21 protein-coding genes and 1 riboswitch are annotated in these 26,584 nt (G+C 71.5%); of the genes, 16 read left to right on the top strand and 5 right to left on the bottom strand.

The genetic code is table 11. From position 1 onward, the window contains the following. Window positions 1-549: 549 nt before the first annotated feature. From ACFY9V_RS14520 to gcvT, 4 genes are all read right to left on the bottom strand, one after another. On the bottom strand, window positions 550-1,935 hold the full coding sequence (locus ACFY9V_RS14520) for an L-serine ammonia-lyase (RefSeq protein WP_355348034.1): 1,386 nt from the start codon (window positions 1,933-1,935) through the stop codon (window positions 550-552). Between the two features lie 224 nt (window positions 1,936-2,159). Beyond that, a complete protein-coding gene (glyA, locus tag ACFY9V_RS14515; RefSeq protein ID WP_355348037.1) occupies window positions 2,160-3,413 on the bottom strand; it encodes a serine hydroxymethyltransferase in 1,254 nt (417 codons plus the stop codon). Between the two features lie 182 nt (window positions 3,414-3,595). Next, a complete protein-coding gene (gene gcvH, locus ACFY9V_RS14510) occupies window positions 3,596-3,976 on the bottom strand; it encodes a glycine cleavage system protein GcvH (RefSeq protein WP_355348040.1) in 381 nt (126 codons plus the stop codon). Window positions 3,977-4,096: 120 nt separating this feature from the next. Next, window positions 4,097-5,227, bottom strand: coding sequence for a glycine cleavage system aminomethyltransferase GcvT (gene gcvT, locus ACFY9V_RS14505; protein ID WP_355348043.1), 1,131 nt, complete (start codon window positions 5,225-5,227; stop codon window positions 4,097-4,099). Window positions 5,228-5,407: 180 nt separating this feature from the next. Next, window positions 5,408-5,505, bottom strand: a riboswitch (glycine riboswitch). Window positions 5,506-5,599: 94 nt separating this feature from the next. Between gcvT and ACFY9V_RS14500 the strand changes: the two genes are divergently transcribed. Both ACFY9V_RS14500 and ACFY9V_RS14495 read left to right on the top strand, forming a co-directional pair. Beyond that, window positions 5,600-6,373: an enhanced serine sensitivity protein SseB gene (locus ACFY9V_RS14500; RefSeq protein ID WP_355348046.1), complete on the top strand. Its 774-nt coding sequence runs from the start codon at window positions 5,600-5,602 to the stop codon at window positions 6,371-6,373. Between the two features lie 204 nt (window positions 6,374-6,577). Next, window positions 6,578-7,291 (top strand): enhanced serine sensitivity protein SseB C-terminal domain-containing protein, encoded by a 714-nt coding sequence (locus ACFY9V_RS14495; protein WP_391161734.1) that lies wholly within the window; start codon window positions 6,578-6,580, stop codon window positions 7,289-7,291. A gap of 38 nt (window positions 7,292-7,329) precedes the next feature. Here ACFY9V_RS14495 and ACFY9V_RS14490 read toward each other — a convergent pair whose 3' ends face one another. Next, a complete protein-coding gene (locus tag ACFY9V_RS14490; protein WP_355348049.1) occupies window positions 7,330-8,850 on the bottom strand; it encodes a DUF885 family protein in 1,521 nt (506 codons plus the stop codon). A 309-nt stretch (window positions 8,851-9,159) separates the two neighbouring features. Between ACFY9V_RS14490 and ACFY9V_RS14485 the strand changes: the two genes are divergently transcribed. From ACFY9V_RS14485 to ligA, 14 genes are all read left to right on the top strand, one after another. Next, window positions 9,160-10,158, top strand: a complete 999-nt coding sequence (locus tag ACFY9V_RS14485; RefSeq protein WP_188283044.1) for an ABC transporter permease — start codon at window positions 9,160-9,162, stop codon at window positions 10,156-10,158. A gap of 103 nt (window positions 10,159-10,261) precedes the next feature. Next, window positions 10,262-12,037, top strand: a complete 1,776-nt coding sequence (locus tag ACFY9V_RS14480) for an ABC transporter substrate-binding protein (protein ID WP_355348053.1) — start codon at window positions 10,262-10,264, stop codon at window positions 12,035-12,037. 95 nt (window positions 12,038-12,132) lie between these two features. After that, window positions 12,133-13,143, top strand: a complete 1,011-nt coding sequence (locus ACFY9V_RS14475) for an ABC transporter permease (protein WP_355348056.1) — start codon at window positions 12,133-12,135, stop codon at window positions 13,141-13,143. 98 nt (window positions 13,144-13,241) lie between these two features. Continuing rightward, complete coding sequence (locus ACFY9V_RS14470; RefSeq protein ID WP_391161733.1) at window positions 13,242-14,288, top strand: oligopeptide/dipeptide ABC transporter ATP-binding protein; 1,047 nt, start codon at window positions 13,242-13,244, stop codon at window positions 14,286-14,288. A 191-nt stretch (window positions 14,289-14,479) separates the two neighbouring features. Next, window positions 14,480-15,499: a dipeptide ABC transporter ATP-binding protein gene (locus ACFY9V_RS14465; protein ID WP_391161732.1), complete on the top strand. Its 1,020-nt coding sequence runs from the start codon at window positions 14,480-14,482 to the stop codon at window positions 15,497-15,499. A 125-nt stretch (window positions 15,500-15,624) separates the two neighbouring features. Next, complete coding sequence (locus ACFY9V_RS14460; RefSeq protein ID WP_355348059.1) at window positions 15,625-16,284, top strand: trimeric intracellular cation channel family protein; 660 nt, start codon at window positions 15,625-15,627, stop codon at window positions 16,282-16,284. A gap of 178 nt (window positions 16,285-16,462) precedes the next feature. Next, entirely contained in the window at window positions 16,463-17,326 is an 864-nt protein-coding gene (locus ACFY9V_RS14455) for a thioesterase family protein (protein WP_355348062.1), read from the top strand. Between the two features lie 448 nt (window positions 17,327-17,774). Then, window positions 17,775-18,941, top strand: coding sequence for a cysteine desulfurase family protein (locus tag ACFY9V_RS14450; protein ID WP_355348065.1), 1,167 nt, complete (start codon window positions 17,775-17,777; stop codon window positions 18,939-18,941). A gap of 83 nt (window positions 18,942-19,024) precedes the next feature. Beyond that, complete coding sequence (mnmA, locus tag ACFY9V_RS14445) at window positions 19,025-20,209, top strand: tRNA 2-thiouridine(34) synthase MnmA (RefSeq protein ID WP_391044842.1); 1,185 nt, start codon at window positions 19,025-19,027, stop codon at window positions 20,207-20,209. Then, window positions 20,206-20,736, top strand: a complete 531-nt coding sequence (locus ACFY9V_RS14440) for a TIGR00730 family Rossman fold protein (RefSeq protein ID WP_355348068.1) — start codon at window positions 20,206-20,208, stop codon at window positions 20,734-20,736. Before mnmA ends, ACFY9V_RS14440 begins: the two co-directional genes overlap by 4 nt. Next, window positions 20,733-21,422 carry an SDR family oxidoreductase gene (locus ACFY9V_RS14435; protein WP_391161494.1) on the top strand — a complete coding sequence of 230 codons (690 nt, stop codon included), beginning with the start codon at window positions 20,733-20,735 and terminating at the stop codon, window positions 21,420-21,422. The genes ACFY9V_RS14440 and ACFY9V_RS14435 overlap by 4 nt, the downstream gene beginning before the upstream one ends. Window positions 21,423-21,786: 364 nt before the next feature. Continuing rightward, a complete protein-coding gene (locus tag ACFY9V_RS14430; RefSeq protein ID WP_391161493.1) occupies window positions 21,787-23,001 on the top strand; it encodes a hypothetical protein in 1,215 nt (404 codons plus the stop codon). 94 nt (window positions 23,002-23,095) lie between these two features. Then, window positions 23,096-24,106, top strand: a complete 1,011-nt coding sequence (locus ACFY9V_RS14425) for a methionine synthase (RefSeq protein WP_355348077.1) — start codon at window positions 23,096-23,098, stop codon at window positions 24,104-24,106. A 25-nt stretch (window positions 24,107-24,131) separates the two neighbouring features. Beyond that, the gene (gene ligA / locus ACFY9V_RS14420; protein ID WP_355348080.1) at window positions 24,132-26,438 is read left to right on the top strand and encodes an NAD-dependent DNA ligase LigA; all 2,307 of its coding nucleotides are present in this window, start codon (window positions 24,132-24,134) and stop codon (window positions 26,436-26,438) included. The last annotated feature ends 146 nt before the right edge of the window (window positions 26,439-26,584 follow it).

Here is a 26,584-nt window from a genome sequence, read left to right as displayed (position 1 = left end):
GCCGTAATGATCGAAGCGATAAGCCACTCTTCGTGGCCCATTGTAGCCCTCATGGGCGTCGGTATAGGCTTTATGGTCATCGATATCGTAAGAGCGCTGCGGGACAACCGTCACGAGTAGGAACTCGCGACGAGCACTGTCGCGTCAAGCAGCCGCACAACTCGTCCCCCCTTGGGGAACACAGCCCGCTAGGTCCTCCCTTCAGGGAGGGCCTAGCAAACCCCATCCCCGAGGGCAGCGCCAACGCCTGCGAAAGATCTTCCGTGCGGCACCCTTGGGCGTGCGGATTTCCGCAGGGTCGGTGACATTCCTTGTCGTGATGCGCTCGGCCAGTGGCGACCTCCTGGGTCGCTCGTCTATTGCCCTGTTCTTTGGTGCTCGGGTTTCGCACCGTGAAGCACTGCCTCAACGGCCGAGCCCATGCGTGCCTACGCGGAGTCAGGGACTCTCCACTCTGTCGGAGGGACTTCCCGGGGACTTTCGCTGTGCAAACCGGGAAGGCTCCGACAGCGCCGAAAGACGGGAAACCCCAGCTCAGGCCCTAAAAGCTCAGCACTCGATGACGTTCACGGCGAGGCCGCCGCGGGCGGTTTCCTTGTATTTGACCTTCATGTCGGCGCCGGTCTCCTTCATGGTCTTGATGACCTTGTCGAGGGAGACGTGGTGGCGGCCGTCGCCGCGCATGGCCATGCGGGCGGCGGTGACGGCCTTGACGGCGGCCATGCCGTTGCGCTCGATGCAGGGGATCTGGACGAGGCCGCCGACCGGGTCGCAGGTGAGGCCGAGGTTGTGCTCCATGCCGATCTCGGCGGCGTTCTCGACCTGTTCCGTGGAGCCGCCGAGGATCTCGGCGAGGCCGCCGGCCGCCATCGAGCAGGCCGAGCCGACCTCGCCCTGGCAGCCGACCTCGGCGCCGGAGATGGAGGCGTTCTCCTTGAAGAGCATGCCGATCGCGCCCGCCGCCAGCAGGTAGCGCACGACCGCGTCCTCCTGGTCGACGGCGCCGGCGGTCGGCGCCGCGACGAAGTTCAGGTAGTAGTGCAGGACGGCCGGGATGATGCCCGCGGCGCCGTTGGTGGGGGCGGTCACGACCCGGCCGCCCGCCGCGTTCTCCTCGTTGACGGCCATCGCGTAGAGGGTGACCCACTCCATCGCGTGCGCGGCCGGATCGCCCTCGGCGCGCAGCTGGCGCGCCGACTGCGCCGCGCGGCGGCGGACCTTCAGGCCGCCCGGGAGGATGCCCTCACGGGACATCCCGCGCCGCACGCAGGACTCCATCACCCGCCAGATGTCGAGCAGCCCGGCGCGGATCTCCTCCTCCGTACGCCACGCCTTCTCGTTCTCCATCATCAGCGCCGAGATCGACAGCCCCGTCTCGCGCGAGAGCCGCAGCAGCTCGTCCCCGGTGCGGAAGGGGTGCCGCAGCACCGTGTCGTCCAGCTTGATCCGGTCCTCGCCGACCGCGTCCTCGTCCACGACGAAGCCGCCGCCCACCGAGTAGTACGTCTTCTCCAGCAGCGGGGCGCCGTCCGCGTCGTACGCGAACAGCGTCATCCCGTTGGCGTGGTACGGCAGCGACCTGCGCCGGTGCAGCACGATCTGCGTCTGCGGGTCGAAGGCGATCTCGTGCGCCCCGAGCAGGCTCAGCCTGCCCGCCGCGCGCACCGCCGCGACCTCGTCGTCCGCCGTCTCCACGTCCACCGTCCGCGGCGAGTGGCCCGCTAGCCCCAGCAGCACCGCCTTCGGCGTCCCGTGCCCGTGGCCCGTCGCCCCCAGCGACCCGAAGAGCTCCGCCCGGACCGACACGGTGTGCGCCAGCAGTCCCTCGTTCTTCAGCCGGTGCACGAAGATGCCCGCGGCACGCATCGGGCCCACGGTGTGCGAGCTGCTGGGGCCGATGCCCACGGAGAAGAGGTCGAATACGGATATTGCCATGAGGACTCCAGATCTCGAAGGGGCACGGCCCCTTCACGGTTCCTCCGCGGAGGAGGGTTCCCCAGGGGCGCGGGGAACTGCGCGACCAGCCCCCACCGGCGGGTGGTCCGGCGACAACCGGACTGCCCGCCGGGGCGGGTGGTGACCTGCGGGAGCGCTCCGGCTGAGCACGCGGTTCCTCCGCCGGCCTCCGGCCGGGAGGTGCCCCCCTCGCCCCTACGGGGCTACGCGTAGAGCGGGTGCTTGCGGGTCAGGGCGGCGACCCTGTCCCGGAGAGCCGCGGCGTCGTAACTCGGCTTGAGGGCCGCCGCGATGATCTCCGCCACCTCCCGGAAGTCCTCCGCGTCGAAGCCCCGCGTGGCCAGCGCGGGCGTGCCGATGCGCAGCCCCGAGGTGACCATGGGCGGCCGGGGGTCGTTGGGGATCGCGTTGCGGTTGACGGTGATGCCGACCGAGTGGAGGCGGTCCTCGGCCTGCTGGCCGTCGAGCGCGGAGTCGCGGAGGTCGACCAGCACCAGGTGGACGTCGGTGCCGCCGGACAGGACGGAGACGCCGACCTCGGTGAGGTCGTCCCGTACCAGCCGCTCGGCGAGGATCTTGGCGCCCTGGAGCGTACGCGCCTGCCGGTCCTTGAACTCGTCGGTGGCGGCGGCCTTGAAGGCGACCGCCTTTCCGGCGATCACGTGCTCCAGCGGGCCGCCCTGCTGACCGGGGAAGACCGCGGAGTTGATCTTCTTGGCCAGCTCGGCCTTGGAGAGGATCACACCGCCGCGCGGGCCGCCGAGCGTCTTGTGGGTCGTGGTGGTGACCACGTCCGCGTACGGCACGGGGGAGGGGTGCAGACCGGCCGCGACCAGGCCCGCGAAGTGCGCCATGTCGACCATCAGGTACGCGCCGACCTCGTCCGCGATCCGGCGGAACTCGGCGAAGTCGAGCTGGCGCGGATACGCCGACCAGCCCGCGATGACGAGCTGCGGCCGGTGCTCCCTGGCCAGCTTCTCGACCTCGGCCATGTCGACCAGACCGGTGTGCTCGTCGACGTGGTAGGCCGCGACCTTGTACAGCTTGCCGGAGAAGTTGATCTTCATACCGTGGGTCAGGTGGCCGCCGTGCGCCAGGTCGAGGCCCAGGATGGTGTCGCCCGGCTTGATCAGGGCGGTCATCGCGGCGGCGTTCGCGGACGCGCCGGAGTGCGGCTGCACGTTCGCGGCCTCGGCGCCGAACAGCGCCTTGACGCGGTCGATCGCGAGCTGCTCGATCACGTCGACGTGCTCGCAGCCGCCGTAGTAGCGGCGGCCCGGGTAGCCCTCGGCGTACTTGTTGGTCAGCACGGAGCCCTGGGCCTCGAGGACCGCGACCGGCGCGAAGTTCTCCGACGCGATCATTTCGAGGGTGGACTGCTGGCGGTGGAGTTCGGCGTCGACCGCGGCGGCGACGTCCGGGTCGAACTCGTGCAGGGACTGGTTCTGCAGCGACATGAGATCTTCCTGGTCAGAAGGTCGATGAATACCGGGGGCCGGCGAACGGCCGGTGACGGCGGGCCCGGCGGGAAGCGAGCCCGTGATGACGGCGGGCCCGGCGGGAAGCGAGCCCGCGATGACAGCCGGAGGCCGGCCCGCCGTGACGGCCGGGGGACCGGCCCGTGGCGGAGGCCGGAAGGTCAGCCCGCGATGAAGGCGTCGTACTCGGCGGCGGACAGCAGCTCGTCGGTCGCCTGCGGCTCGCGGACCTTGAACAGCCAGCCGTCCGCGAAGGGCGAGGAGTTGATCAGGGCCGGGTCGTCCACGACGTCCTGGTTGATCTCCGTGACCTCGCCGGTGACCGGCGAGTACAGGTCGCTGACGGACTTGGTGGACTCCAGCTCACCACAGGTCTCACCCGCCGTGACGGCGTCGCCCACCGCGGGAAGCTGCACGAACACGACGTCGCCGAGCGCGTCGGCGGCGTGCGAGGTGATCCCGACGGTGACGCCCTCGGCCTCGGGGGCCGACAGCCACTCGTGTTCCTTGGTGTACCGAAGATTCTGGGGGTTGATGCTCATGACGGAATTCTCCCGGATGCGAAGGGGTGCCCGCGCGCGGGGACGGCGCGGTCGGTCGGCTCGACGGACAGGTCCGGTACCGGCCGGACAGGCCCGGTACCAGGTGGCGGTACGAGCGTGTCAGCGCTCACGCTTGTAGAACGGCAGCGCCACGACCCGGTGCGGCTCACGGGTGCCGCGGATGTCGACCGCGACCCCTTCCGTACCGGGCGCGGCATGCGCGGCGTCCACGTACGCCATCGCGATGGGCACGCCCAGCGTCGGGGACGGCGCGCCCGAGGTGACCTCGCCGACCACGGCGCCCGAGGCGTCGGTCACCGCGTACCCCGCGCGCGGCACCCGGCGGCCCTCGGCGATCAGCCCGACCAGCTTGCGCGGCGGGGTGGCCGCCGCCTTCTCCGCCGCGGCCTCCAGCGCCGCCCGGCCCACGAAGTCGCCCGCCTTGTCGAACTTCACGACCCGGCCGAGCCCCGCGTCGAACGGCGTCAGCGCGGTGGTCAGCTCGTGCCCGTACAGCGGCATGCCCGCCTCCAGGCGCAGCGTGTCCCGGCAGGACAGGCCGCACGGTACGAGCCCGGCCGCGGCCCCGGCCTCGGTGAGCGCCTGCCACAGCCGCTCGGCGTCGGCGGGCGCGACGAACAGCTCGAAGCCGTCCTCGCCGGTGTAACCGGTACGGGCGATCAGCGCAGGCACCCCGGCGACCGTGCCGGGCAGGCCCGCGTAGTACTTCAGCCCGTCCAGGTCCGCGTCCGTGACCGACTTCAGGATGCCGGGGGACTCCGGACCCTGGACGGCGAGCAGCGCGTACGCGTCCCGGTCGTCGCGTACGGCGGCGCCCGCGAAACCGGCCGCGCGCTCGGTGACGGCGTCCAGCACCACCTGGGCGTTGGAGGCGTTGGCGACGATCATGAACTCCTGCTCGGCGAGCCGGTACACGATCAGGTCGTCCAGGATGCCGCCGTCGGGCGCGCAGATCATCGTGTAGCGGGCCCTGCCGACCGCGAGCGCCGACAGGTGGCCGACCAGCGCGTGGTCGAGGGCCTCGCCCGCCTGCGGTCCCGTGACGGTGATCTCGCCCATGTGGGAGAGGTCGAAGAGTCCGGCGCGGGTGCGGACGGCGGTGTGCTCGTCGCGCTCGCTGCCGTACCGCAGCGGCATGTCCCAGCCCGCGAAGTCGGTCATGGTCGCGCCGAGCGCGCGGTGCGACGCGTCGAGGGCGGTGTGGCGCGGGGAGGTCGGTGGCTGGCTCATCGGAGGGCTCCCAGAGGGGTGACGGCACGGGACGGACAGGGCGGGCCGGGGCATGCTCGCCCCGGGTCTCCCCATCTGTCATCGGAACCTGAGAGGTTCACCGTGACCCTCGCGGGTCCCGGTTTGCACCTTGGGTGGGGCCGCTCCCCGTCAAGGGAGCCGCCCGCTTTTCAGATCTGCCTCGCCCGCGCGGTATCTGTGCCTGAGAGATTCAAGGGAGGGCTTGCTCCTTCGGCGCCCGGCCCGGTGAGGGGACGGAACTCTCCCGCGCGGCCTCCAACGGCCGGTATGCAAGTTGTGCCGCCAATCATTGCACGCCAGCCGCTAGGGTTTCCGGGCAGGACAGTGGCACATGGGCGGACAAGGGTGGACATGGAGATTCCGGCACCGTACACGGCACCGTACATATGGCCGGCCAACGAGCTGGAAGAGGTGCTCACCGCGAGCCTCGGCAACCCCTCGGCCGCCCCCCGGCTGCTGGAGGTGCTGGGGCGCTCCCATGTCTGGGTGCCGCTGCCGAACGGCGGGGCGCCGGACGCGCCGGGGCTCGACCTGCCCACCGTCGAACTGGAGGGCGCGACCTATGTGCCGGTCTTCAGCTCCGAGCAGCAGTTCCGGCAGGCCGCCGACGGCATGGCCTGCACCGTCGCGCCCGTCCACGAATTCGCCCGCGGCCTGCCGCCGCTGGTCGGCATCGCCCTGAACCCCGGCGGCGCCGTCGGAGTGCCGCTGCCGCCCGCCGCCGTCGCCGAGCTGTGCCGCGGCGGCGCCGCCGAACGGTACGAGCAGGACGGCACGCCCGGCCGTACGGTCGGCGCCCGCGTACGGCTGTGGGAACCGGACCACGACGACGAGCCGGTGGACTTCCTCGCCACCGCCGCGGGGGAGTTCGCCGTCACCCCGGTCGTGCTGTCCGCCCGCCGCGCGCTGGCCGCCGTGGAGGAGGAGCCGCCCGCGCTCTTCGTCGGGGTCGAGCTGGACCGCTGGCAGGACGTGGACCGCGCCGCGGCCATGGACGCCATCGGCCGCGCCCTCGGCGCCGCGCCGCTGCCCTGGCCCGTCCACCTGATTCTGCTGGACGTCGCACAGGACCCGGTCGCGGACTGGATGCTGGAGACCGTACGGCCGTTCTTCACGCGGGACTGAACCGGACCGAACCGGACTCATCGGGACCGAACGGGACCGACCGGCGGGAGGCCGTACGGCATGGGTGGGGATCCAGGACGTGACCTGGTTTGATGGCGGGCGGCGCACAGGTGTGCGCCGGGCAGACCGAACGAGGGGAAGGGGCGGTCCCACGTGATCGCGGGCGCGCAAGGCGGTGCGGCGGCGGCCGGCCATGTGGAGCAGATGCTGCTCCAGGTGGCGCCCGGTCGCTTCGACGCATACGAGAACCTGCTCGCGTCGCTGGCCGAGGGCCAGGTGTGGATGCTGCTCTGGCACGGCACGCCCGGTTCGGCCGATGCCCAGTACGGCAACCTCCGGATCGGCGGACACGGCTACGCGCCGTGCGTCACCTCGCCGCGTGAGCTGGCCGCCAGCGGCTGGACCCGGGAGTACGAGGTCGTCTCCGGGCGCGACATCGCCCTGACCCTCTTCCCCGACCGCTGGGGCCTCTGGCTCAACCCGCACGCGCCGGGCGGCGGGGTCGGGGTGCCCTGGCTCGACCTGCGCCGGATCGCCGCCGGGCTCGACCTGCTGCCCGCCGGGCCGCTCCAGATCGGCGAACCCTCGCTACAGATTCCGCAGTTCTACGCTCTGCTCGCGCAGGCCGCGCACCGCACGCCCGCCGTGCGCGCCCTCCGGCGCGCCTGGGTCCAGCCCACCCTCGGCGAGCCCTATCTCGCCATCGGCGTCGAGGTCTACGACGACTCTCCGCAGTCCGTCGAGTCCGTCCGCCTCATGATGCAGCAGTCCGTCGCCGGTGTCCCCGACGGCCTGCCCGTCTCCACCGTCGCCATGGCCGACGTCTACGATCCCGTCGCCATGTGGATGCGCGCCAACGGGCAGCCCTTCTTCGACCGCGAAGCCTTCGCCGGCGGCCCGGCCTGGGGCCCCCGCTAGGGCCTGTCCGGCGGATCCCGAACGGCGATGAGCGACCTTCAAGCGCCGGAATCGTCCAGGGCGGCGGACATCAGGCCGAGCGGCGGACTGCCCAGGGCGAGCAGGGCGGCGTGGAATTCGGGCAAGGTGAAGGAAGCCTTCCGCTTGGCCCGCTCGCGCAGCCGCATGATCTCCAGCTTGCCCCAGGTGTACCGCCCGTAGGCCGCGTCGAAGGTGCCGCGCCGCGCCTCGGCGGAGGCCCCGGCCCGGGCGAGATGGGCGTCGCGCATGAAGAGCCGGGTCGCGTCCTCTAGGGACAGCGCCCCGGTGTGCAGCCCGATGGAACACGTCAGCCGCGTCACGCGGACCAGCGCTTCGAGCGCGACCCCGATCGCGAAGCGCGGGTCCCGCGCCCGGAACCCCTCTTCGAGGCAGACCTCCTCGACGTAGTGCGCCCACCCCTCGGCGAAGGAGAGGCTGTGCAGGACCCGCCGCACCGGCGTCGCGGCCCGGCGCAGCGAGCGGCTGTGCGCGAAGTGCCCGGGAGCGACCTCGTGGACGGTGATCGACGGCAGGCTGGTGCGGCTGAAGACGGTCAGCCACTCCTCGCGCTCCTCGGCCGGCCAGTCCGGCTCCGGCGGAGTGACGTGGTACCAGGACGCGGCATCGGCCTCGGCGGGCGCGGCCCAGCTCATCATGGCCATGGCCCAGCGCCGGGAGGGCGGCGCGGGCCCGACGAGACAGTCCCCGTCCACGTACGGCGCGAGCTTGTGCGCGCGGGTGAAGGCGATCACCTCGTCGGTGAGCCTGGCCGCCTCGGGGATGACGCCGTCGGCGTCGGGGTGGTCGGCCATCAGCTCGGGGAGCAGCTCGTCCACCCGCCGGTGCCGGTCGTACGCGCGGCAGGAGTCGACCAGCAGCTCGGTGAGCCGGGCCCGCTCCCGGTCGGCCTCGACGGCGAGCGCCGACAGGTCGACGCTCAGGCCCTCCTGACTGCCCATCAGCGCGGCCAGCGCGTTGCCGCCGAGCCGGGGGTCGGGGTCGCCGTGCTCGGCGGCCCGCTCGATGTGCGCGACCAGCCGCCCGTGCGCGGCCAGCGCGGCGGCGGTGTCGGGGCTGTCCTCGGCGTCGAGCCCGGCGGCGAGTCCGCGTACGGCGCCCAGCAGCGCGTCCGCGACCGGCGCGCTCACCCGGTCGAGTGACGCCACCGCCGCGTCCACGGCCTCCGGCCAGCGCGCCAGATGCTTGCGGCGGGCCTTGGCGCGCTCCCGCCCGGAGGCGTACTCCCGGTCGTAGCAGGCGAGTTCGAGATTGGACAGATGCGGGTACGGGTCGCGCCTGTGCAGCTCCAGCTCCCCGTACTGCACGCGCAGCGCCTCCTCGAAGACCGTCAGGTGCCGGTCGTCGTGGGCGGACTCCAGCGGTCCCGCGGCGCGCTGTGCGCGGGCCATCGCGTCGAGGCCGCGACGGACGCCGTCCGGCGACAGGTCCTGGACGCGGCCGTCGTACTCGTGACGCCCCGCCATTTCCCGTACCACCGGCACCATCAGGTCGCATACCGCACGCAGCCGCTCGTTCACCACACGACCGTACCCCGAGGTACGCGTCGGTAACGGTCGATGAATCACCACATCACAGTTGCGCATCCCTTCGTGGTGAGGGCTGGCGGGTGATCGACACATCGCAGAAGAATCCAGCGGCAAGGGCCTCAGGTCCCCCGTTGTCATCTGCACCACCTGCACCGCCTCGTACCAACAGCACTTTCTGCAGAGCCAGTTCATGCATCACGCAATTCATGAGACTCGCACCAGCAGCACGACTGATGAGTAAAGCCGCTACAGCGGCGGGCGCGCGCCGGTTACCCGCCGGCGAGAGGGGTCAGTCACACCATGACCGCACCGATTGAGACCACCCATGGGCAGGCCGAGGCACAGCCGGAAGCCATCCTCAGCGGGGTCGAGCGGAGCCAGATCGAGGGCCGGTCCCTCGGTCAGATCGCCTGGATGCGCTTCAAGCGCGACAAGGTGGCGGTGGCCGGCGGTGTCGTCGTCATCCTGCTGGTGCTGCTCGCGATCCTGGCCAAGCCGATCGAGCACGTCTTCGGCCTCGACCCGACCGCCTTCCACCAGGACCTCGTGGACCCCGTCCGCGTCGCCCCCAAGGGCCCCTTCGGCGGCATGAGCTGGGCCCACCCGCTGGGCATCGACCCGCAGTTCGGCCGTGACCTGCTGGCCCGGATCATCGAGGGCTCGTGGGTCTCGATGCTGGTGGCGACCGGCGCGACGATCCTGTCCAACATCATCGGCACCGTCCTCGGCGTCATCGCCGGGTACTACGGCGGCTGGGTCGACAGCCTGATCAGCCGTCTGATGGACACCTTCCTCGCCTTCCCGCTGCTGCTCTTCGCGATCTCGATCTCCGCCTCCCTCCAGGACGGCGCCTTCGGGATGAACGGGCTGCCGCTGCGGATCAGCGTGCTGATCTTCGTGATCGGCTTCTTCAACTGGCCCTACATGGGACGCATCGTGCGCGGCCAGACGCTGAGCCTGCGCGAACGCGAGTTCGTCGAAGCCGCCCGCAGCATGGGCGCCCGCGGCCCCTTCATCCTCTTCAAGGAACTGCTGCCCAACCTGGTCGCGCCGATCCTCGTCTACTCGACGCTGCTGATCCCGACCAACATCCTCTTCGAGGCCGCCCTGAGCTTCCTCGGCGTCGGCATCGCACCGCCCCAGGCCTCGTGGGGCGGCATGCTCAACGACGCCGTCGACCTCTTCTACGCCGACCCGCAGTACATGGTCGTCCCCGGCCTCGCGATCTTCATCACCGTCCTGGCCTTCAACCTGCTGGGCGACGGACTGCGCGACGCCCTCGACCCGCGCAGCAAGTGAACGGCCGCAGCACGCCACGCCGCACCGCCCGTACCGGGTACCAGCCCGCCCGTACCACCGCTGAAACCACGTATATCCATTCGATTTGGAGGCTTTCCTCGGCATGAACAGCAGAAAAGCGACAGCCGCGCTGGCGCTTGCCATGGCTCTGGCCCTGGGAGCATCCGCGTGCAGCAGTGACTCGAAGGACGACAAGGGCGGCAAGAACCCGAGCGGCGGCAGCAGCAAGTCCGCCTCCGGCTCCGACGCCGCGCTCACCTCCATCGTCAACAAGTCCGACAAGAAGGGGGGGACGGTCGTGATGGAGAACTCCGACGTGCCGGACTCCCTGGACATGGGCAACACGTACTACGGCTGGGTCCAGAACTTCTCCCGCCTCTACGCGCGTACCCTGCTCACCTTCAAGCCCGCCGCGGGCAAGGACGGCCTCACCGTCGTCCCCGACCTCGCCACCGGACTCGGCAAGGCCAGCCCGGACGCCAAGACCTGGACGTACACCATCCGGTCCGGCCTGAAGTACGAAGACGGCACGCCGATCACCACCAAGGACATCAAGTACGCGATCGAGCGCAGCAACTTCGCGCCCGAGGCGCTGTCCAACGGCCCGACGTACTTCAAGGCGTACCTCGCGGGCGGCGACAAGTACCAGGGTCCGTACAAGGACAAGAACCCCAACGGGCTCGCGTCCATCGAGACCCCGAACGACACCACGATCGTCTTCCACCTGGCGAAGCCCTTCGCGGACTTCGACTACCTGGCGACGTTCTCGCAGACGGCCCCCGTGCCGCAGGCGAAGGACGACGGCGCCGGTTACGTGAAGCACATCGTGTCGTCCGGCCCGTACAAGTTCTCCTCGTACACCGAGGGCGCGGGCGCCACGCTGGTCCGTAACCCGCAGTGGAGCCAGGCCACCGACCCGGTGCGCAATCCGCTGCCGGACAAGTACACGATCAAGTTCAAGGTCGACGCGGTCACCATCGACAACAACCTGCTGGCGGGCAACACCACGGTGGACTCCGGCGGTACCGGTGTCACCCCGCAGACCCAGGGCAAGGTGCTCGGCCCCAAGTACAAGGGCAGCACCGACGACTCGTACGCCGGCGCCACCGCGTACATGGCGATCAACTCCAAGGTCGCGCCGTTCGACAACATCGAGTGCCGCAAGGCCGTCGAGTACGCGATCGACAAGGTCTCGGTGCAGACCGCGATCGGCGGCAGCGTGAAGGGCGACATCGCCACCACGCTGCTCCCGCCGACCGTCAACGGCTACGCGAAGTTCGACCAGTATCCGACCGAGGGCAACAAGGGCGATGTGGCCAAGGCCAAGCAGGCCCTGAGCGCCTGCGGCAAGCCGGGCGGCTTCACCACCAACCTGACCGCCCGCTCGGACCGTCCGGCCGAGATGGCGCAGGCCACCGCGGTGCAGAACTCGCTCAAGCAGGTCGGCATCACCGCCAACATCAAGAGCTACCCGGCGGGCAAGTACTTCGCCAACTTCGCCGGTGTCCCGAGCTACGTGCACGAGCACCAGCTCGGCCTGATGATGATGGCGTGGGGCGCCGACTGGCCGACCGGCTACGGCTTCCTCGACCAGATCGTGGACGGCAGCGCCATCAAGCCCTCCGGCGGCAACAACCTGATGGAGCTGAACGACCCGGCCATCAACAAGGCGCTGTCGGACGCGATCGCCAACACCGACGCGGCCGCCCGTGAGAAGGCCTGGGGCGACATCGACAAGATGGTGCTCGACACCGCCACCGTCGTGCCGCTGATCTACCGCAAGAACCTGCTGTACCGCCCGGAGAGCGCCACGAATGTGACGATCACTCAGGCGTACCTGGGCATGTACGACTACCTGCTGCTCAGCTCCTCCAAGTAAGCGAGAGCACCGAACACCGGAAGGCAGGTGAAGGCATCGGCGTCCGCCGGGACCGGGGTTGACCCCCGGCCCGGCGGACCCGGCGCCGAACCGCTGTGACTGCGTACATCATTCGACGCGTGATCGCCGCGATAATCCTGGTGCTTGTCGTCAGCGCGGTCACTTTCGCGATCTTCTTCCTGGTCCCCAAGATCGGCGGCCAGAGCACGACCCAACTGGCCACCCAGTACGTGGGCAAGGACGCCAACCCCGAGTCGATCGCGGCGGTCAAGAAGAACCTCGGGCTGGACCTGCCGCTCTACCAGCAGTACTGGCACTTCATCAAGGCCATCGTCATGGGCGCGAACTACAAGTTCGGCCCGGACGCGGCGGTCTGCCACCGCCCCTGCTTCGGCTACTCCTTCAAGTCGCACGTCGAGGTGTGGCCGCAGATCAAGACCCGTATCCCGGTGACCTTCTCGCTGGCGATCGGCGCGGCCGTGATCTGGGTGGTCTCCGGTGTCGTCATCGGCGTCATCTCCGCGCTCAAGCGCGGCACGGTCTTCGACCGGATCTCCATGGGCGTGGCCCTGGCCGGTGTCTCACTGCCGATCTTCTTCACCGGCATGGTGCTGCTCGGCCTGTTCTCCTACAAGTGGACGATCTGGGACAACGTCGAATACGTCGGGTTCACCACCGATCCCGCCCAATGGGCGTGGAATCTGATCCTGCCGTGGATCGCGCTGGCCTTCCTCTACTCCGCGCTGTACGCCCGCCTCACCAGAGCCGGGATGCTGGAGACGATGGGCGAGGACTACATCCGTACCGCGCGGGCCAAGGGCCTGCCGGAGCGGACGGTCGTCGGCAAGCACGCGCTGCGCGCGGCCCTGACCCCGATCGTCACCATCTTCGGCATGGACTTCGGCCTGCTGATCGGCGGCGCGATCATCACCGAACGCGTCTTCTCCTTCCAGGGAGTCGGCGCCTACGCCGTGCAGGGCGTCAAGGACAACGACCTGCCGATCGTGCTCGGCGTGACGATGGTCGCGGCCACCTTCATCGTCTTCTGCAACCTTGTGGTGGACCTGCTGTACGCCGCCATCGACCCCCGCGTGAGGTACTCGTGAGCACCACGGACGGCAGTGCCCCCGACAGCGGCACGTCCGAAGCGTCCGAGGGCGGCGCCGTCGGGTTCGACAAGGCGGCGTCCGTCGTCGGGGAGCCGGTGGCGGACCCCGGCCCGGCCCCCGCGGGGGACGCGTATCTGTCGGTACGTGACCTGCGGATCCACTTCGACACCGACGACGGCCTGGTGAAGTCGGTCGACGGCCTCAGCTTCGACCTCCAGCGCGGCCGTACGCTCGGCATCGTCGGCGAGTCCGGCTCGGGCAAGTCCGTGACGTCGCTGGGCATCATGGGCCTGCACCGCACCTCGCGGGCCCGGATATCCGGCGAGGTCTGGCTGGACGGCGAGGAGTTGGTCGCCGCCGACCCGGACCACGTACGGCGGCTGCGCGGGCGCAAGATGGCGATGATCTTCCAGGACCCGCTCTCCGCGATGCACCCCTACTACACGGTCGGCGCGCAGATCGTCGAGGCGTACCGGGTGCACCAGAAGGTGTCGCGGAAGGTCGCGGCCGAGCGGGCCGTGGAGATGCTGGACCGGGTCGGCATCCCGGAGCCCAGGAAGCGCTTCTCGGACTACCCGCACCAGTTCTCCGGCGGTATGCGGCAGCGCGCGATGATCGCCATGTCGCTGGTCAACAACCCCGAGTTGCTGATCGCCGACGAGCCGACGACCGCGCTCGACGTGACCGTGCAGGCGCAGATCCTGGACCTGATCCGGGACCTGCAAAAGGAGTTCGGCTCCGCGGTCATCATGATCACCCACGACCTCGGAGTGGTCGCCGAGGTCGCCGACGACCTGCTGGTGATGTACGCGGGCCGGGCCGTGGAGCGCGGCACCGCCGAGACGCTGTTCACCGCGCCCCGACACCCGTACACCTGGGGCCTGTTGGGCTCCATGCCGCGTCTCGACCGGGAGCGCCTGGAGCGGCTCAACCCGGTCAAGGGCACCCCGCCCAGCCTGATCAACGTGCCGTCCGGCTGCGCCTTCCACCCGCGCTGCCCGTACGCGGCGCTGACCGGCGGCGCCGCGGAGACGGACGTGCCGGAACTGCGCGAGGTGGGCCCCGGCCACATGGCCGCCTGCCACCTCGGCGAGGCCGACCGCCTCCGGATCTGGACCGAAGAGATCGAACCGAAGCTGTGAAGGGTCAGGAAGAACCCGTGGCCGAGAACCCCTCGCCGGACGAGCCGCCGCAGGACGCGTCCTCGTCGGACGGCACACAGTCGGACGGCACGCCCCCGGACAACGCCGCTGCGGACGACGCGCCCTCGGACAACGCCGCGCCGGACGGCGGCACGTCGTCGGGCAGGCCCTCGCTCGACAAGAGCGTCCCGCTGCCGCGGCAGCGCGGCGGCGAGCCGCTGCTCAAGGTGACCGGTCTGGTCAAGCACTTCCCGATCACCAAGGGCCTGCTGCGCCGCCAGGTCGGCGCCGTACAGGCCGTGGACGGCATCGACTTCGAGGTCGCGGCGGGCGAAACGCTCGGCGTGGTCGGCGAGTCGGGCTGCGGCAAGTCCACGATGGGACGGCTGATCACCCGGCTGCTCGAACCGACCGGCGGCACGATCGAGTTCCAGGGCCGGGACATCACGCACCTGAGCACCGGGGCGATGCGCCCGATGCGGCGCGACGTCCAGATGATCTTCCAGGACCCCTTCTCCTCGCTGAACCCGCGGCACACCATCGGCACGATCGTCGGCGCCCCGTACAAGCTCCAGAAGGTCGCGACCGAGCACGGTGTGAAGCGCGAAGTGCAGAATCTGCTGGAGCTGGTCGGGCTCAGCCCCGAGCACTACAACCGCTACCCGCACGAGTTCTCCGGCGGTCAGCGGCAGCGGATCGGCATCGCGCGGGCCCTCGCCCTCAAGCCGAAACTGGTCGTCGCCGACGAGCCGGTCTCGGCGCTGGACGTGTCCATCCAGGCCCAGGTGGTGAACCTGCTGGACGACCTCCAGTCGGAGCTGGGCCTGACGTATGTGATCATCGCCCACGACCTGTCGGTGATCCGCCATGTCTCGGACCGGATCGCGGTGATGTACCTCGGCAAGGTGGTGGAGATCGCGGACCGGGAGGCGCTGTACAGCGCGCCCTTCCACCCGTACACCACCGCCCTGATGTCGGCGGTGCCGGTGCCCGACCCGCGGCGGCGCACGCAGCGCAAGCGCATCCTGCTCACCGGTGACGTGCCGTCGCCGATCTCGCCGCCGAGCGGCTGCCGCTTCCACACCCGGTGCTGGAAGGCGACGGAGGTGTGCAAGACGCAGGAGCCGCCGCTGGCGCCGCTGGCGACCGGCCACCAAGTGGCGTGCCACCACCCGGAGAACCAGCAGGACAGCGCGGCTGTCACGCCGTAGGCAGTCGTGACGGGACGGGCCGTACGGTCGCTGCTTTCTGGCCGTACGGCCGGCGCCGCCGGTCCGGCGCCGGTTCGTACGGTGGGCCTCGCGGTTCGTACGGCGGGCCGTAGTACAACATCGGCATGGCCACGGATCTGTTCACGCCCACCGTCCAGCACACGCTCGACGTCGTCGGGATCTTCGTCTTCGCGATCTCCGGCGCGCTGGCGGCGGTCCGCAGGAACTACGACGTGTTCGGCATGGCGGTGCTCGCCGAGGTCACGGCGCTCGGCGGCGGGGTCTTCCGCGATCTGGTCATCGGCGCGGTGCCGCCCGCCGCCTTCACCGACGTCGGCTACTTCTCGACGCCGCTGGTCGCCACCGCGCTGGTCTTCTTCCTGCACCCCGAGGTCGAGCGGATCACCGCCACGATGAACGTCTTCGACGCGGCCGGGCTCGGGCTGTTCTGCGTGAGCGGCACGATCAAGGCGCACACGTACGGGCTCGGGCTCACCCCGTCCGTCGCGCTCGGCCTCGCCACGGCGGCGGGCGGCGGCGTCCTGCGCGACCTGCTGGCGAACGAGGTGCCGTCGCTGCTGCGCTGGGACCGCGATCTGTACGCCGTCCCGGCCCTGGTCGGCGCGAGTACGGTCGCGCTGCTGATCCACTTCGACGTGCTGGGCGGTGTGACCGCGGGGCTCGCGGCGCTGGTCGCCTTCGTCCTGCGGCTGCTGGCGCTGCGGTTCCACTGGCGGGCGCCGCGGGCGTGGCACCGCAGGAGCGCGGCGGCGGAGGGGGAGTAGCGGACTCCGTCCGGGCCGGGCCGTGCGTACGCGGGCCTCGCGTGTGCCGGGCCGTGCGTACGCGGGCCGCGCGTGTGCCGGGCCGTGCGTATGAACGGCGGGGTCGCGCGGCCGGTCGCCGCGGCGGGAAACCGCCAGCGCTGGACACGGAGTCTCTACCGCTGGGTAACATCGGGGCATGGCACATGCGACAGCCCGCGCGACCCTCGGCGACAGCGAATTCGACCGCGACACGACGGTGACGGCCCGGCCGGGCGAGCCCGGCACGTACGACATCGACCTGTCACCGGGCTGGACCATCGCCGCGGCCGTCAACGGCGGGTATCTGCTCGCCGTCGTCGCCCGCGCCCTGCGCGACGCGCTGCCGCACGACGACCCCTTCACCATCACCGCCCATTACCTGACCGCCTCAGGCCCCGGCCCCGCCGTGATCAGGACCGAGACGGTACGGGCGGGCCGGACCCTCTCCAGCGGGCAGGCGTCGCTCTACCAGACCGACGAGCAGGGCCGCGAGGTCGAGCGGATGCGGGTCATCGCCGCGTACGGCGACCTGGGCGCGCTGCCCGACGACGTACGCACCACCGCGCCCGAGCCGTCGATGCCGGAGTACGCGGACTGCGTCGGCCCCGAGGACGCCCCCGAGGGCGGCGCGCCGCTGCCCGGCTCCAGCGCCCTCCTCGACCGCATCGCGCTCCGGCTCGATCCGGCCACCGCGGGCTGGGCCGTCGGCGCGCCCTCGGGGCGCGGTGACATGCGCGGCTGGTTCGGCCTGGCCGACGGCCGCGACCACGACGTCCTCTCGCTCCTCCTGGCCGTGGACGCCCTGCCCCCCACCGCCTTCGACCTCGGCCTCAAGGGCTGGGTCCCCACCCTCGAACTCACCGTCCACCTCCGCGCCCGCCCGGCCCCCGGCCCCCTCCGCATCGCCCTCACCACCCGCAATCTCGCCGGCGGCCTCCTCGAAGAGGACGCCGAAGTCTGGGACACCGCCAACCGCCTCGTGGCCCAGTCCCGCCAACTCGCCCGCGCCCCCCGCCCCTGACCCCCCTCCCGCCGCGGTCGGCCACCACGCCGGTGCCGTTGGCCATACGGTGAGGCGCCGGGTCCCACCCGGAGAGGGGGCATGGAGCGGTGAGGACACACCTGTTTCCCGCGTTCGCGAGGGTCTTCGCGTTCTGCGCGGCTGGAGGATTGACGGCTTTCGCGGTGCGGCGTTCGGGGGTGGCCGACGCCACATTGGCGGGTGCCATCTGGTACGGATTCCTCATGTGCGGAGTGGTTTCCGAGGTATTCCGCCATCGGCGCGACAAGGCGGCCGGTGGACGCCCGCACCGCGAAAGACGGTAGCCATGAGCATCCGCCATCCATCGCTCCGGCCAATCGGTTGCCTCGCGCCGGGGGCGTTGTCGCCGGGGTGAGGCGCCTCGGGGAGGGGGCGGACGCGGGTGGGGGTCGGAAGGTTGCTCCGGCGAACGTAGAATCGGGGCACCATGGCCTACTTCGACCACGCCGCCACCACGCCCATGCTCCCGGAGGCGGTCCAGGCGATGACCGCCCACCTCACGGTGACCGGGAACGCGTCCGCACTGCATGCCGCCGGGCGGCAGGCCCGGCGGACCGTCGAGGAGTCACGGGAAGCGCTCGCCGCGGCACTTGGCGCGCGCCCCAGCGAGATCGTCTTCACCGGCGGCGGCACCGAGTCGGACAACCTGGCGGTGAAGGGCCTGTTCTGGGCGCGCAGGGACGCCGACCCGCGCAGGGTCCGCGTACTGGCCAGCCCGGTCGAGCACCACGCGGTGCTGGACGCCGTCCACTGGCTCGCGGAGCACGAGGGCGCCGTCGTCGAGTGGCTGGACGTCGACGGCTACGGCCGGGTCCACCCCGAGACACTGCGCGCCGCGATCGAGCGTGACCCCGACGACGTGGCCCTGATCACCGTGATGTGGGCGAACAACGAGGTCGGTACGGTGCTGCCGGTCGCCGAACTGGCCGAGGTGGCACGGGAGTTCGGCATTCCGATGCACTCCGACGCCGTGCAGGCGTTCGGCCAGGCCGAGGTGGACTTCACCGCGAGCGGCCTCGACGCGATGACGGTGACCGGCCACAAGATCGGCGGCCCGTACGGCGTCGGCGCGCTCGTGCTGCGGCGCGAGGACACCCCCGTACCGCTGCTGCACGGCGGCGGCCAGGAGCGCAGCCGCTCCGGCACCCTCGACGTACCGGCCATCGCCGCCTTCGCGACCGCAGGCACCCTCGCCGCCGAGCGCCGCACCGCCTTCACCCGCGACATCGGCGCCCTGCGCGACACCCTCGTCCGCGACGTGCTCGCCACCGTGCCCGACGCCATCCTCAACGGCGACCCCGACCCCGCGGGCCGCCTCCCCGGCAACGCCCACTTCACCTTCCCAGGCTGCGAGGGGGACGCCCTGCTCCTGCTCCTCGACGCCCAGGGCATCGCCTGCTCCACCGGCTCCGCCTGCACCGCGGGCGTCGCCCAGCCCAGCCACGTCCTGCTCGCCATGCACCAGCCCCCCACCCACGCCCGCGCCACCCTGCGCTTCTCCCTGGGCCACACCACCACCCCCGCCGAGATCGCCACCCTCACCGCCGCCATCGGCCCCGCCGTCGAACGCGCCAGGGCCGCGGGCCAGACCTGAGGGCCGGGCCGGGAGGCCGTTACTCTGGGGGAGTGAATGACTTCCCTGACGCCGATCGCAAGAAGCTGCGCGTACTGGCCGCGATGAGCGGCGGTGTGGACTCCGCCGTGGCGGCGGCGCGCGCCGCCGAGGCGGGGCACGACGTGACCGGCGTGCACCTGGCGCTGTCGGCGAATCCGCAGAGCTTCAGGACGGGCGCGCGGGGCTGCTGCACGGTGGAGGACTCGCGGGACGCGCGGCGGGCGGCCGACGTGATCGGCATCCCGTTCTACGTGTGGGACCTCGCGGAGCGCTTCCGGGAGGACGTGGTCGAGGACTTCGTCGCGGAGTACGCGGCGGGCCGGACGCCGAATCCCTGCCTGCGCTGCAACGAGAAGATCAAATTCGCCGCGCTGCTGGACAAGGCGCTGGCGCTGGGCTTCGACGCGGTCTGCACCGGGCACTACGCGACCGTGCTGGTCAAGGACGACGGCACGCGCGAGCTGCACCGGGCGAGCGACGCGGCCAAGGACCAGTCGTACGTGCTCGGCGTCCTGGACGAGCGGCAGCTCGCGCACGCGATGTTCCCGCTGGGGGACACCCTGACCACCAAGGACGAGATCCGCGCGGAGGCCGAGCGGCGCGGGCTCGCGGTGGCGCGCAAGCCCGACAGCCACGACATCTGCTTCATCGCGGACGGCGACACCCAGGGCTTCCTGGCCAAGCGCCTCGGCACCGCGGAGGGCGCGATCGTGGACGAGGACGGCGCGCGGGTCGGCACGCACACGGGCGCCTACGGCTTCACCATCGGCCAGCGCAAGGGCCTGCGGATCGGCGTCCCCGCGGACGACGGCAAGCCGCGCTACGTCCTGGACATCTCGCCGGTCGACAACACCGTGACGGTCGGCCCCCTCGACGCTCTCGACGTGACATCGCTCACCGCGATCAAGCCGCGCTGGTGCGGCACCCCGCCGGCCGGCCCCGCCGCGTACACCGCGCAACTGCGGGCGCACGGCGAGGACGTACCGGTGACGGCGGAGCTGGTGGACGGCGAGCTGCGGGTCGGCTTCGGCGCGCCGGTGCGCGGCATCGCGCCGGGCCAGGCCGTCGTGCTGTACGACGGCACGCGCGTCGTCGGCTCGGCGACGATCGCCACGACGGACCGGGCGGGTTCGGCCGCGGACCGGGCCACCGGCGACCGGACGGACCCGCGGCCGGAACGGACCGCCGCCGTGAACGCCGATCAGGCCGCAGGAGCGCGCGCGGGCGCCGATACCGTGACCGTATGAACATCTGTGTCTTCCTCTCTGCCGCCGATCTCGACGAGCGGTATACGGCCCCTGCGCGTGAATTCGCCGAGCTGATCGGGCGCGGCGGCCACACCCTGGTCTGGGGCGGCTCGGACGTCGGCCTGATGAAGGTCGTCGCGGACGGCGTCCAGGAGAGCGGCGGCCGGCTGGTCGGGGTGTCGGTGGAATTCCTCCGGTCCAAGGCGCGGGAGAACGCGGACGAGATGGTGACCGCGGTCGACCTCGCCGAGCGCAAGGCGGAACTGCTGCGGCGCGCGGACGCGATCGTCATCATGGTCGGCGGCACCGGCACGCTGGACGAGGCCACCGAGATCCTGGAGCTGAAGAAGCACGGGCTGCACGCCAAGCCCGTCGTGCTGCTCAACAGCGCCGGTTTCTACGACGGGCTCAGGGAACAACTGCACCGGATGGACGCGGAGGGCTTCCTGCCGCTCCCGCTGGCCGATCTGGTGGCCTTCGCCGACACCGGCGAAGAGGCCATGACCTACCTGACGGAGAACGTGTGAGCATCCACCTGGTCACCGGAGCCGGCTCCGGCATCGGCGCCGCGGTCGCGCGCGGGCTGCTGGAGCGCGGCGACGAACTGTGGCTGCTGGCCAGGGACGCGGGCCGGGCCAAGGCGCTGGCCGCCGCCTTCCCCGGCGCGCGGACCCTGGTCGGCGACCTCGCCGAGCCGTCCCGGCTGTCCTGGGCGCTCGGCCACCAGTCGCCGCCCGACCGGCTGGACTCGCTGCTGCACATCGCGGGCGTGGTCGAACTGGGCGACATCGGCGACCTCACCCCGAAGGTGTGGAACGAGACGCTCGCGGTCAACCTCGTCGGCCCCTCCGAGCTGACCCGGCTGTTCCTGCCCCAACTGCGGCTCTCCCGCGGCCATGTGGTCTTCGTCAACTCCGGCGCCGGACTCGACGCGCATGCGCAGTGGGGCCCGTACGCGGCCAGCAAGCACGGCCTCAAGGCCCTCGCGGACGCCCTGCGCCGCGAGGAGCACGCCAACGGCCTGCGCGTCACCTCCGTCTTCCCCGGCCGCACCGCCACGCCCATGCAGGCCAAGGTGCACCAGCAGGAGGGCAAGCAGTACGACGCCGAGCGCTGGATCGCGCCCGAGTCGGTCGCCACCACGGTCCTCACCGCGATCGACCTGCCCCGGGACGCGGAGATCACCGACCTGACGGTCCGACCGGGCCGGTAACGCCTCGGGCGCGCCTGGCCGCGGCGGTGTGCCGCCTCCGGCACGGCTGACGGCGACGGCTGACGGCGGCGGCGGGGTGCGGGCTGTGGCAGGTGGCGCGCGCCGCGCGTGAGGCCGCCCGGTGCCCGGTCATGCGTCGGCCCCGGACCGGCGCGTCGCGTCTCGGCGGCCGGGGGCGCGTCACGTTTCGGGCGGGCGGCCCCCCGCCCCGCCGGTTTCGGTGGGCTTCCCGCAGGGGGCGGTCGCCCAACCGTGTACTTATGCCGGTCGATTGCTCCGGCGCAGCCGATATCCGACCCCTTTCGTCACTCTCGCACCTTAAGGTCATCCGCGCCCCACCCCGATCCGAGGGAGCGGACCGACCATGGCCTCTGCCACCGCAGTACCCCGGCCGAGCAGCGCCGGGCGGGACGTACGGACCCGCGCCGAGGCCGCCCTGCGGCTCGCCGCCCCCGCGCTGCTCGGCTACGGCGCCGCCCGCGCCCTCGGCATCGTCCTGCTCTGCTACTTCGCCGAGCGGCGCGGCCGTTCACCCGGCGCGGTGCTGTACGGGTCCTGGGACTCGCGCTGGTACCAGGACGTGGTCGAGCACGGCTACGACCGTACGGTCACCGGAGTGCCCAACGCCTGGCACGGCTGGAGCAACCTCGCGTTCTTCCCGCTGTACCCGGCGCTCTGCCGCGTCGCGGACGCGGTCCTGCCGGTCGGCGACGCCAAGGCGTCCTGGCTGGTCTCGCTGACCGCCTCGATGGCCGCGGCCTGGCTGATCTTCCTGGTCGGCAACCGCCTCCACCGGCGGCGTACCGGCGTCATCCTCGCGGTGCTGTGGGGCTGCCTGCCGCACGCGCTGGTCGAGAGCATGGCGTACACCGAGTCGCTGTTCACCGCGCTCTGCGCCGCCGCCCTCTACGCCACGCTGGCCAAACGCTGGGTGTGGGCCGGGACGTTCGCCGCGCTGGCCGGACTCACCCGGCCCACCGGCGTCGCCATCGCCGCGGCCGTCGGCCTCACCGCCGGGCTCGCCGCGGTCCGGGCACTGCGGCAGCCGCGCGAGGGACCCTGGTGGGGGCCGGTCTGGCGGCCCGCGCTCGGCATGCTGCTCGCGCCCGCCGGATGGCTGGCCTTCGTCGTCTGGGTGGGCGTGCGCGTGCACCGCGCCGACGGCTACTTCGCCGTCCAGGAAGCCTGGGGCAACCGCTTCAGCAAGGGCGGCTACCTGCTGCGGCGCTTCCGCTGGGTCTTCCTCGGCCCGCGCGGCAGCGACGTACCCGTCGCCTTCGTCGTCGTCACCCTCGTCGTCGTGGCCTGCTTCGCGCTCTTCGCCTTCAGCCTCGTCCAGCGCCAGCCGCTGCCGCTGCTGCTCTTCAGCGGCGCGCTCCTCGCCGTCCTCACCCTCGGCGCGGGCGTCTACATCGCCCGCGCCCGCTTCCTGCTCCCCGGCTTCCCCCTGCTGATCCCGCTGGCCCGCGTCCTCGCCCGCACCCACCCGCGCACCATCGCCTGCACCCTCTCCTTCGCCGCCGTCGCCTCCGCGATCTACGGAGTCCACCTGTCCCTGGTGTGGAACGGCCCGCCGTAGGGGAGGGCGACCGGCAGGAGAGGACGACCGCCGGAGGAGAGGGCGACCGCCGCGAGGGAAAGCGACCGGCCGCGGAGCGCATACGCTTTCGGACGTGAGTACCCAGACTGACTTCTCCCTGCCCGCGGGCACCGCGACCGGTGTCGGGTCCATGCCGGGCGGCGACGCCCGGGAGGCGGCGCGGGTGGCCGTGGAGGCCACGGCGGGCATGGCCTTCCTGCCCGAGCTGCCCGGCCGGGGCCCCGGCGCCGACATGATCGGCCGGACCCTCGGCATGCTCGTGGACCTCTACGCCCGCGTGGAGCCCAGCGGCTGGCGCTTCGGCGACCGGCCGGGACGGGACTCGAAGCGGGCCACGTCCTGGCTCGGCGAGGACCTGGACGCGCTGGAGGAGTTCACCCAGGGCTACGAAGGGCCGCTCAAGATCCAGGCGGTCGGCCCGTGGACGCTGGCCGCCGGGGTCGAGACCCGCAACGGCGAGGCCGCGCTGCGCGACCACGGGGCCGTACGCGACCTGGCGGGATCGCTCGCCGAGGGCCTGCGGCTGCACGTCGAGGAGGCGCGGCGCCGGGTCCCCGGCGCCCAGATCGTGCTCCAGCTCGACGAGCCGTCGCTCACCTCCGTGCTGCACGGCAGGATCAGGACGGCCAGCGGCTACCAGACCTACCGCGCGGTGGACCGCGCCGTCATCGAGTCGACGCTGCGCGACCTGATCGCGGCGGTCGGCGCACCGGCCGTCGTCCACTCCTGCGCCCCCGAGGTGCCCTTCGGTCTGCTGCGGCGCGCCGGGGTCGTCGGCATCTCCTTCGACTTCGACCTGCTCACCGAGCGTGACTGGGACGACTTCGGGGAGGCCGCGGAAGGCGGCACCGCGCTCTTCGCCGGTGTCGTCGCCGGCAAGGATGCCCCATTGTCAGACCCTGGCGGTAGCGTCAGTGGTGTTCGGGCGCTGTGGCGCAGGCTGGGGCTGGCACCGGGGGCATTGGGCTCCTCGGTCGCGGTCACCCCTTCCTGCGGTCTGGCGGGGGCCTCTCCGGCCTATGCCCGTGCCGCCCTGGTGCACTGCGCGAAGGCGGCGCGATCGCTCGTCGACAACCCTGAGTGAGGGAAGGGACAGTTTCGTGGCAGCCGTGGACGACGACGCAAGCCGGGGCGAGGCGAGCGCGGCGGAGATCCCCGCCGAGGCACGCGAGGAGCACGCACGCCTCGCCGAGCAGATCGAGGAGCACCGCTTCCGCTACTACGTCAACGACGCGCCCGTCGTCAGCGACGCCGAATTCGACACGCTGCTGCGCCGACTCGAAGCGGTCGAGGAGGAGCACCCGGGCCTGCGCACCCCCGACTCGCCGACCCAGAAGGTCGCGGGCGCGTACGAGACGGAGTTCACCTCCGTCCAGCACCGCGAGCGGATGCTGTCGCTCGACAACGCCTTCGCGCCGGAGGAGCTGGCCACCTGGGCCGAGCGCGTCGCCGCGGAGCTGGGCCCGCCGGACAACACGCACAGCCCGTACCACTTCCTGTGCGAGCTGAAGGTCGACGGCCTCGCGGTCAATCTGACGTACGAACAGGGCCGCCTCACCCGCGCCGCCACGCGCGGCGACGGCAGGACCGGCGAGGACATCACGCCCAACGTGCGGACGATCGCCGACATCCCCGACCGGCTCGCGGGCGACCGCGTGCCCGAACTGGTGGAGATCCGCGGCGAGGTGTACTTCCCCGGCGAGAAGTTCGAGGAGCTGAACGAGCGGCTGGTCGAGGCGGGCGACAAGCCCTTCGCCAACCCGCGCAACGCGGCGGCCGGTTCACTGCGGCAGAAGGACCCGCGGATCACTGCGAGCCGCCCGCTGCGCATGGTGGTGCACGGCATCGGCGCCCGCCAGGGCTTCGACATCGACTGCCAGTCGCACGCGTACGAGCTGCTGCGCGAGTGGGGCCTGCCGACCGCCCGCTACAACAAGGTGGTCGACTCGCTCGCCGAGGTCTCCGACGTCATCGCCTACTACGGCGAGCACCGGCACGACGTCGAGCACGAGATCGACGGCGTCGTGGTCAAGGTGGACGAGATCCCGCTCCAGGGACGGCTCGGCTCCACCTCGCGGGCGCCGCGCTGGGCGATCGCCTGGAAGTACCCGCCCGAGGAGGTCAACACCAAGCTGGTGGACATCCGCGTCGGCGTCGGCCGCACCGGGCGCGTGACGCCGTACGCGGTCGTCGAGCCGGTGACGGTGGCGGGCTCCGAGGTCGAGTTCGCGACGCTGCACAACCAGGACGTGGTGAAGAAGAAGGGCGTCCTGATCGGCGACACCGTCGTGCTGCGCAAGGCGGGCGACGTCATCCCGGAGATCCTCGGGCCGGTCGCGGACCTGCGGGACGGCAGCGAGCGGGAGTTCGTGATGCCCGCCGAGTGCCCGGACTGCGGCACCGCCCTCCAGCCCATGAAGGAAGGGGACATCGACCTGCGGTGCCCCAACGCCCGCTACTGCCCTGCCCAGTTGCGCGAGCGGATCTACTACCTCGCGGGCCGCAAGTGCCTCGACATCGAGAACTTCGGATACGTCGCCGCGACCGCTCTGACGCAGCCGCTGGAGCCTTCCGAGCCGCCGCTGAAGGACGAGGGCGACCTGTTCGGCCTGGAGATCGAGGAGCTGCTGCCGATCCGCTCCTACGTACTCGACCAGGACACCGGCCTGCCTAAGCGGGACGCGGACAGCGGCGACGAGAAGATCGTCACCTTCTTCGCCAACCAGAAGGGCGAGCCGAAGAAGAACGCGCTGGCGATGCTGGAGCACATCGCCGCGGCCAAGGAGCGCCCGCTGGCCCGCATCCTCACCGGTCTGTCGATCCGTCATGTCGGCCCGGTGGCCGCCGAGGCGCTGGCCCGCGAATTCCGCGACCTGGACCGGATCAAGGACGCCGCAGAGGAGGAACTGGCCGCGGTCGACGGCGTCGGCCCGACCATCGCCGCGTCGGTGAAGCAGTGGTTCGCCGAGGACTGGCACCTGGAGATCATCGAGAAGTGGCGGGCCGCGGGCGTCAAGTTCACCGAGGAGGGCTCGGACGAGGGACCGCGTCCCCTCGAAGGACTCACCGTCGTCGTGACCGGAACACTGGCCGGACACACCCGGGACGGCGCCAAGGAGGCCCTGGTCAGCCGCGGTGCGAAGGTCACCGGCTCGGTCTCCAAGAAGACGAGTTTCGTCGTCGTCGGCGACAACCCCGGTTCCAAGTACGACAAGGCGCTCCAGGTGAAGGTGCCGGTGCTGGACGAGCCGGGCTTCGCCGTCCTGCTCGAACAGGGGGCCGAAGCCGCCAGAGCCGTGGCGGTGAATCCGCCGGAGGCGGCGGAAACGGAGGAAGGTGCCGCGGACAAGCCGGTGGCCGAAGACGCGGAAGCGGCGGACGCCGACGGCACAGAAACGGCCGCCGAATCCGGCTGAATGGCCCTGGGATGTCACCCGTTCGGCCTATATCAGAATACGGCGATCGCCCAGGTCGCATTCCGGGAACCCCTGCCGATCGGTGCCCGAGGTGGCGTGTCGCGGCCTACTGTTGAGAAGCGCGCCCGCCGGGCATGAACCTTCCA

This window comes from Streptomyces sp. NPDC008317 (assembly GCF_042955955.1).
Classification (GTDB): domain Bacteria; phylum Actinomycetota; class Actinomycetes; order Streptomycetales; family Streptomycetaceae; genus Actinacidiphila.
The sequence above is the reverse complement of the archived record's forward strand: the minus strand, read 5'-3'. Positions and strand labels throughout refer to the sequence as shown.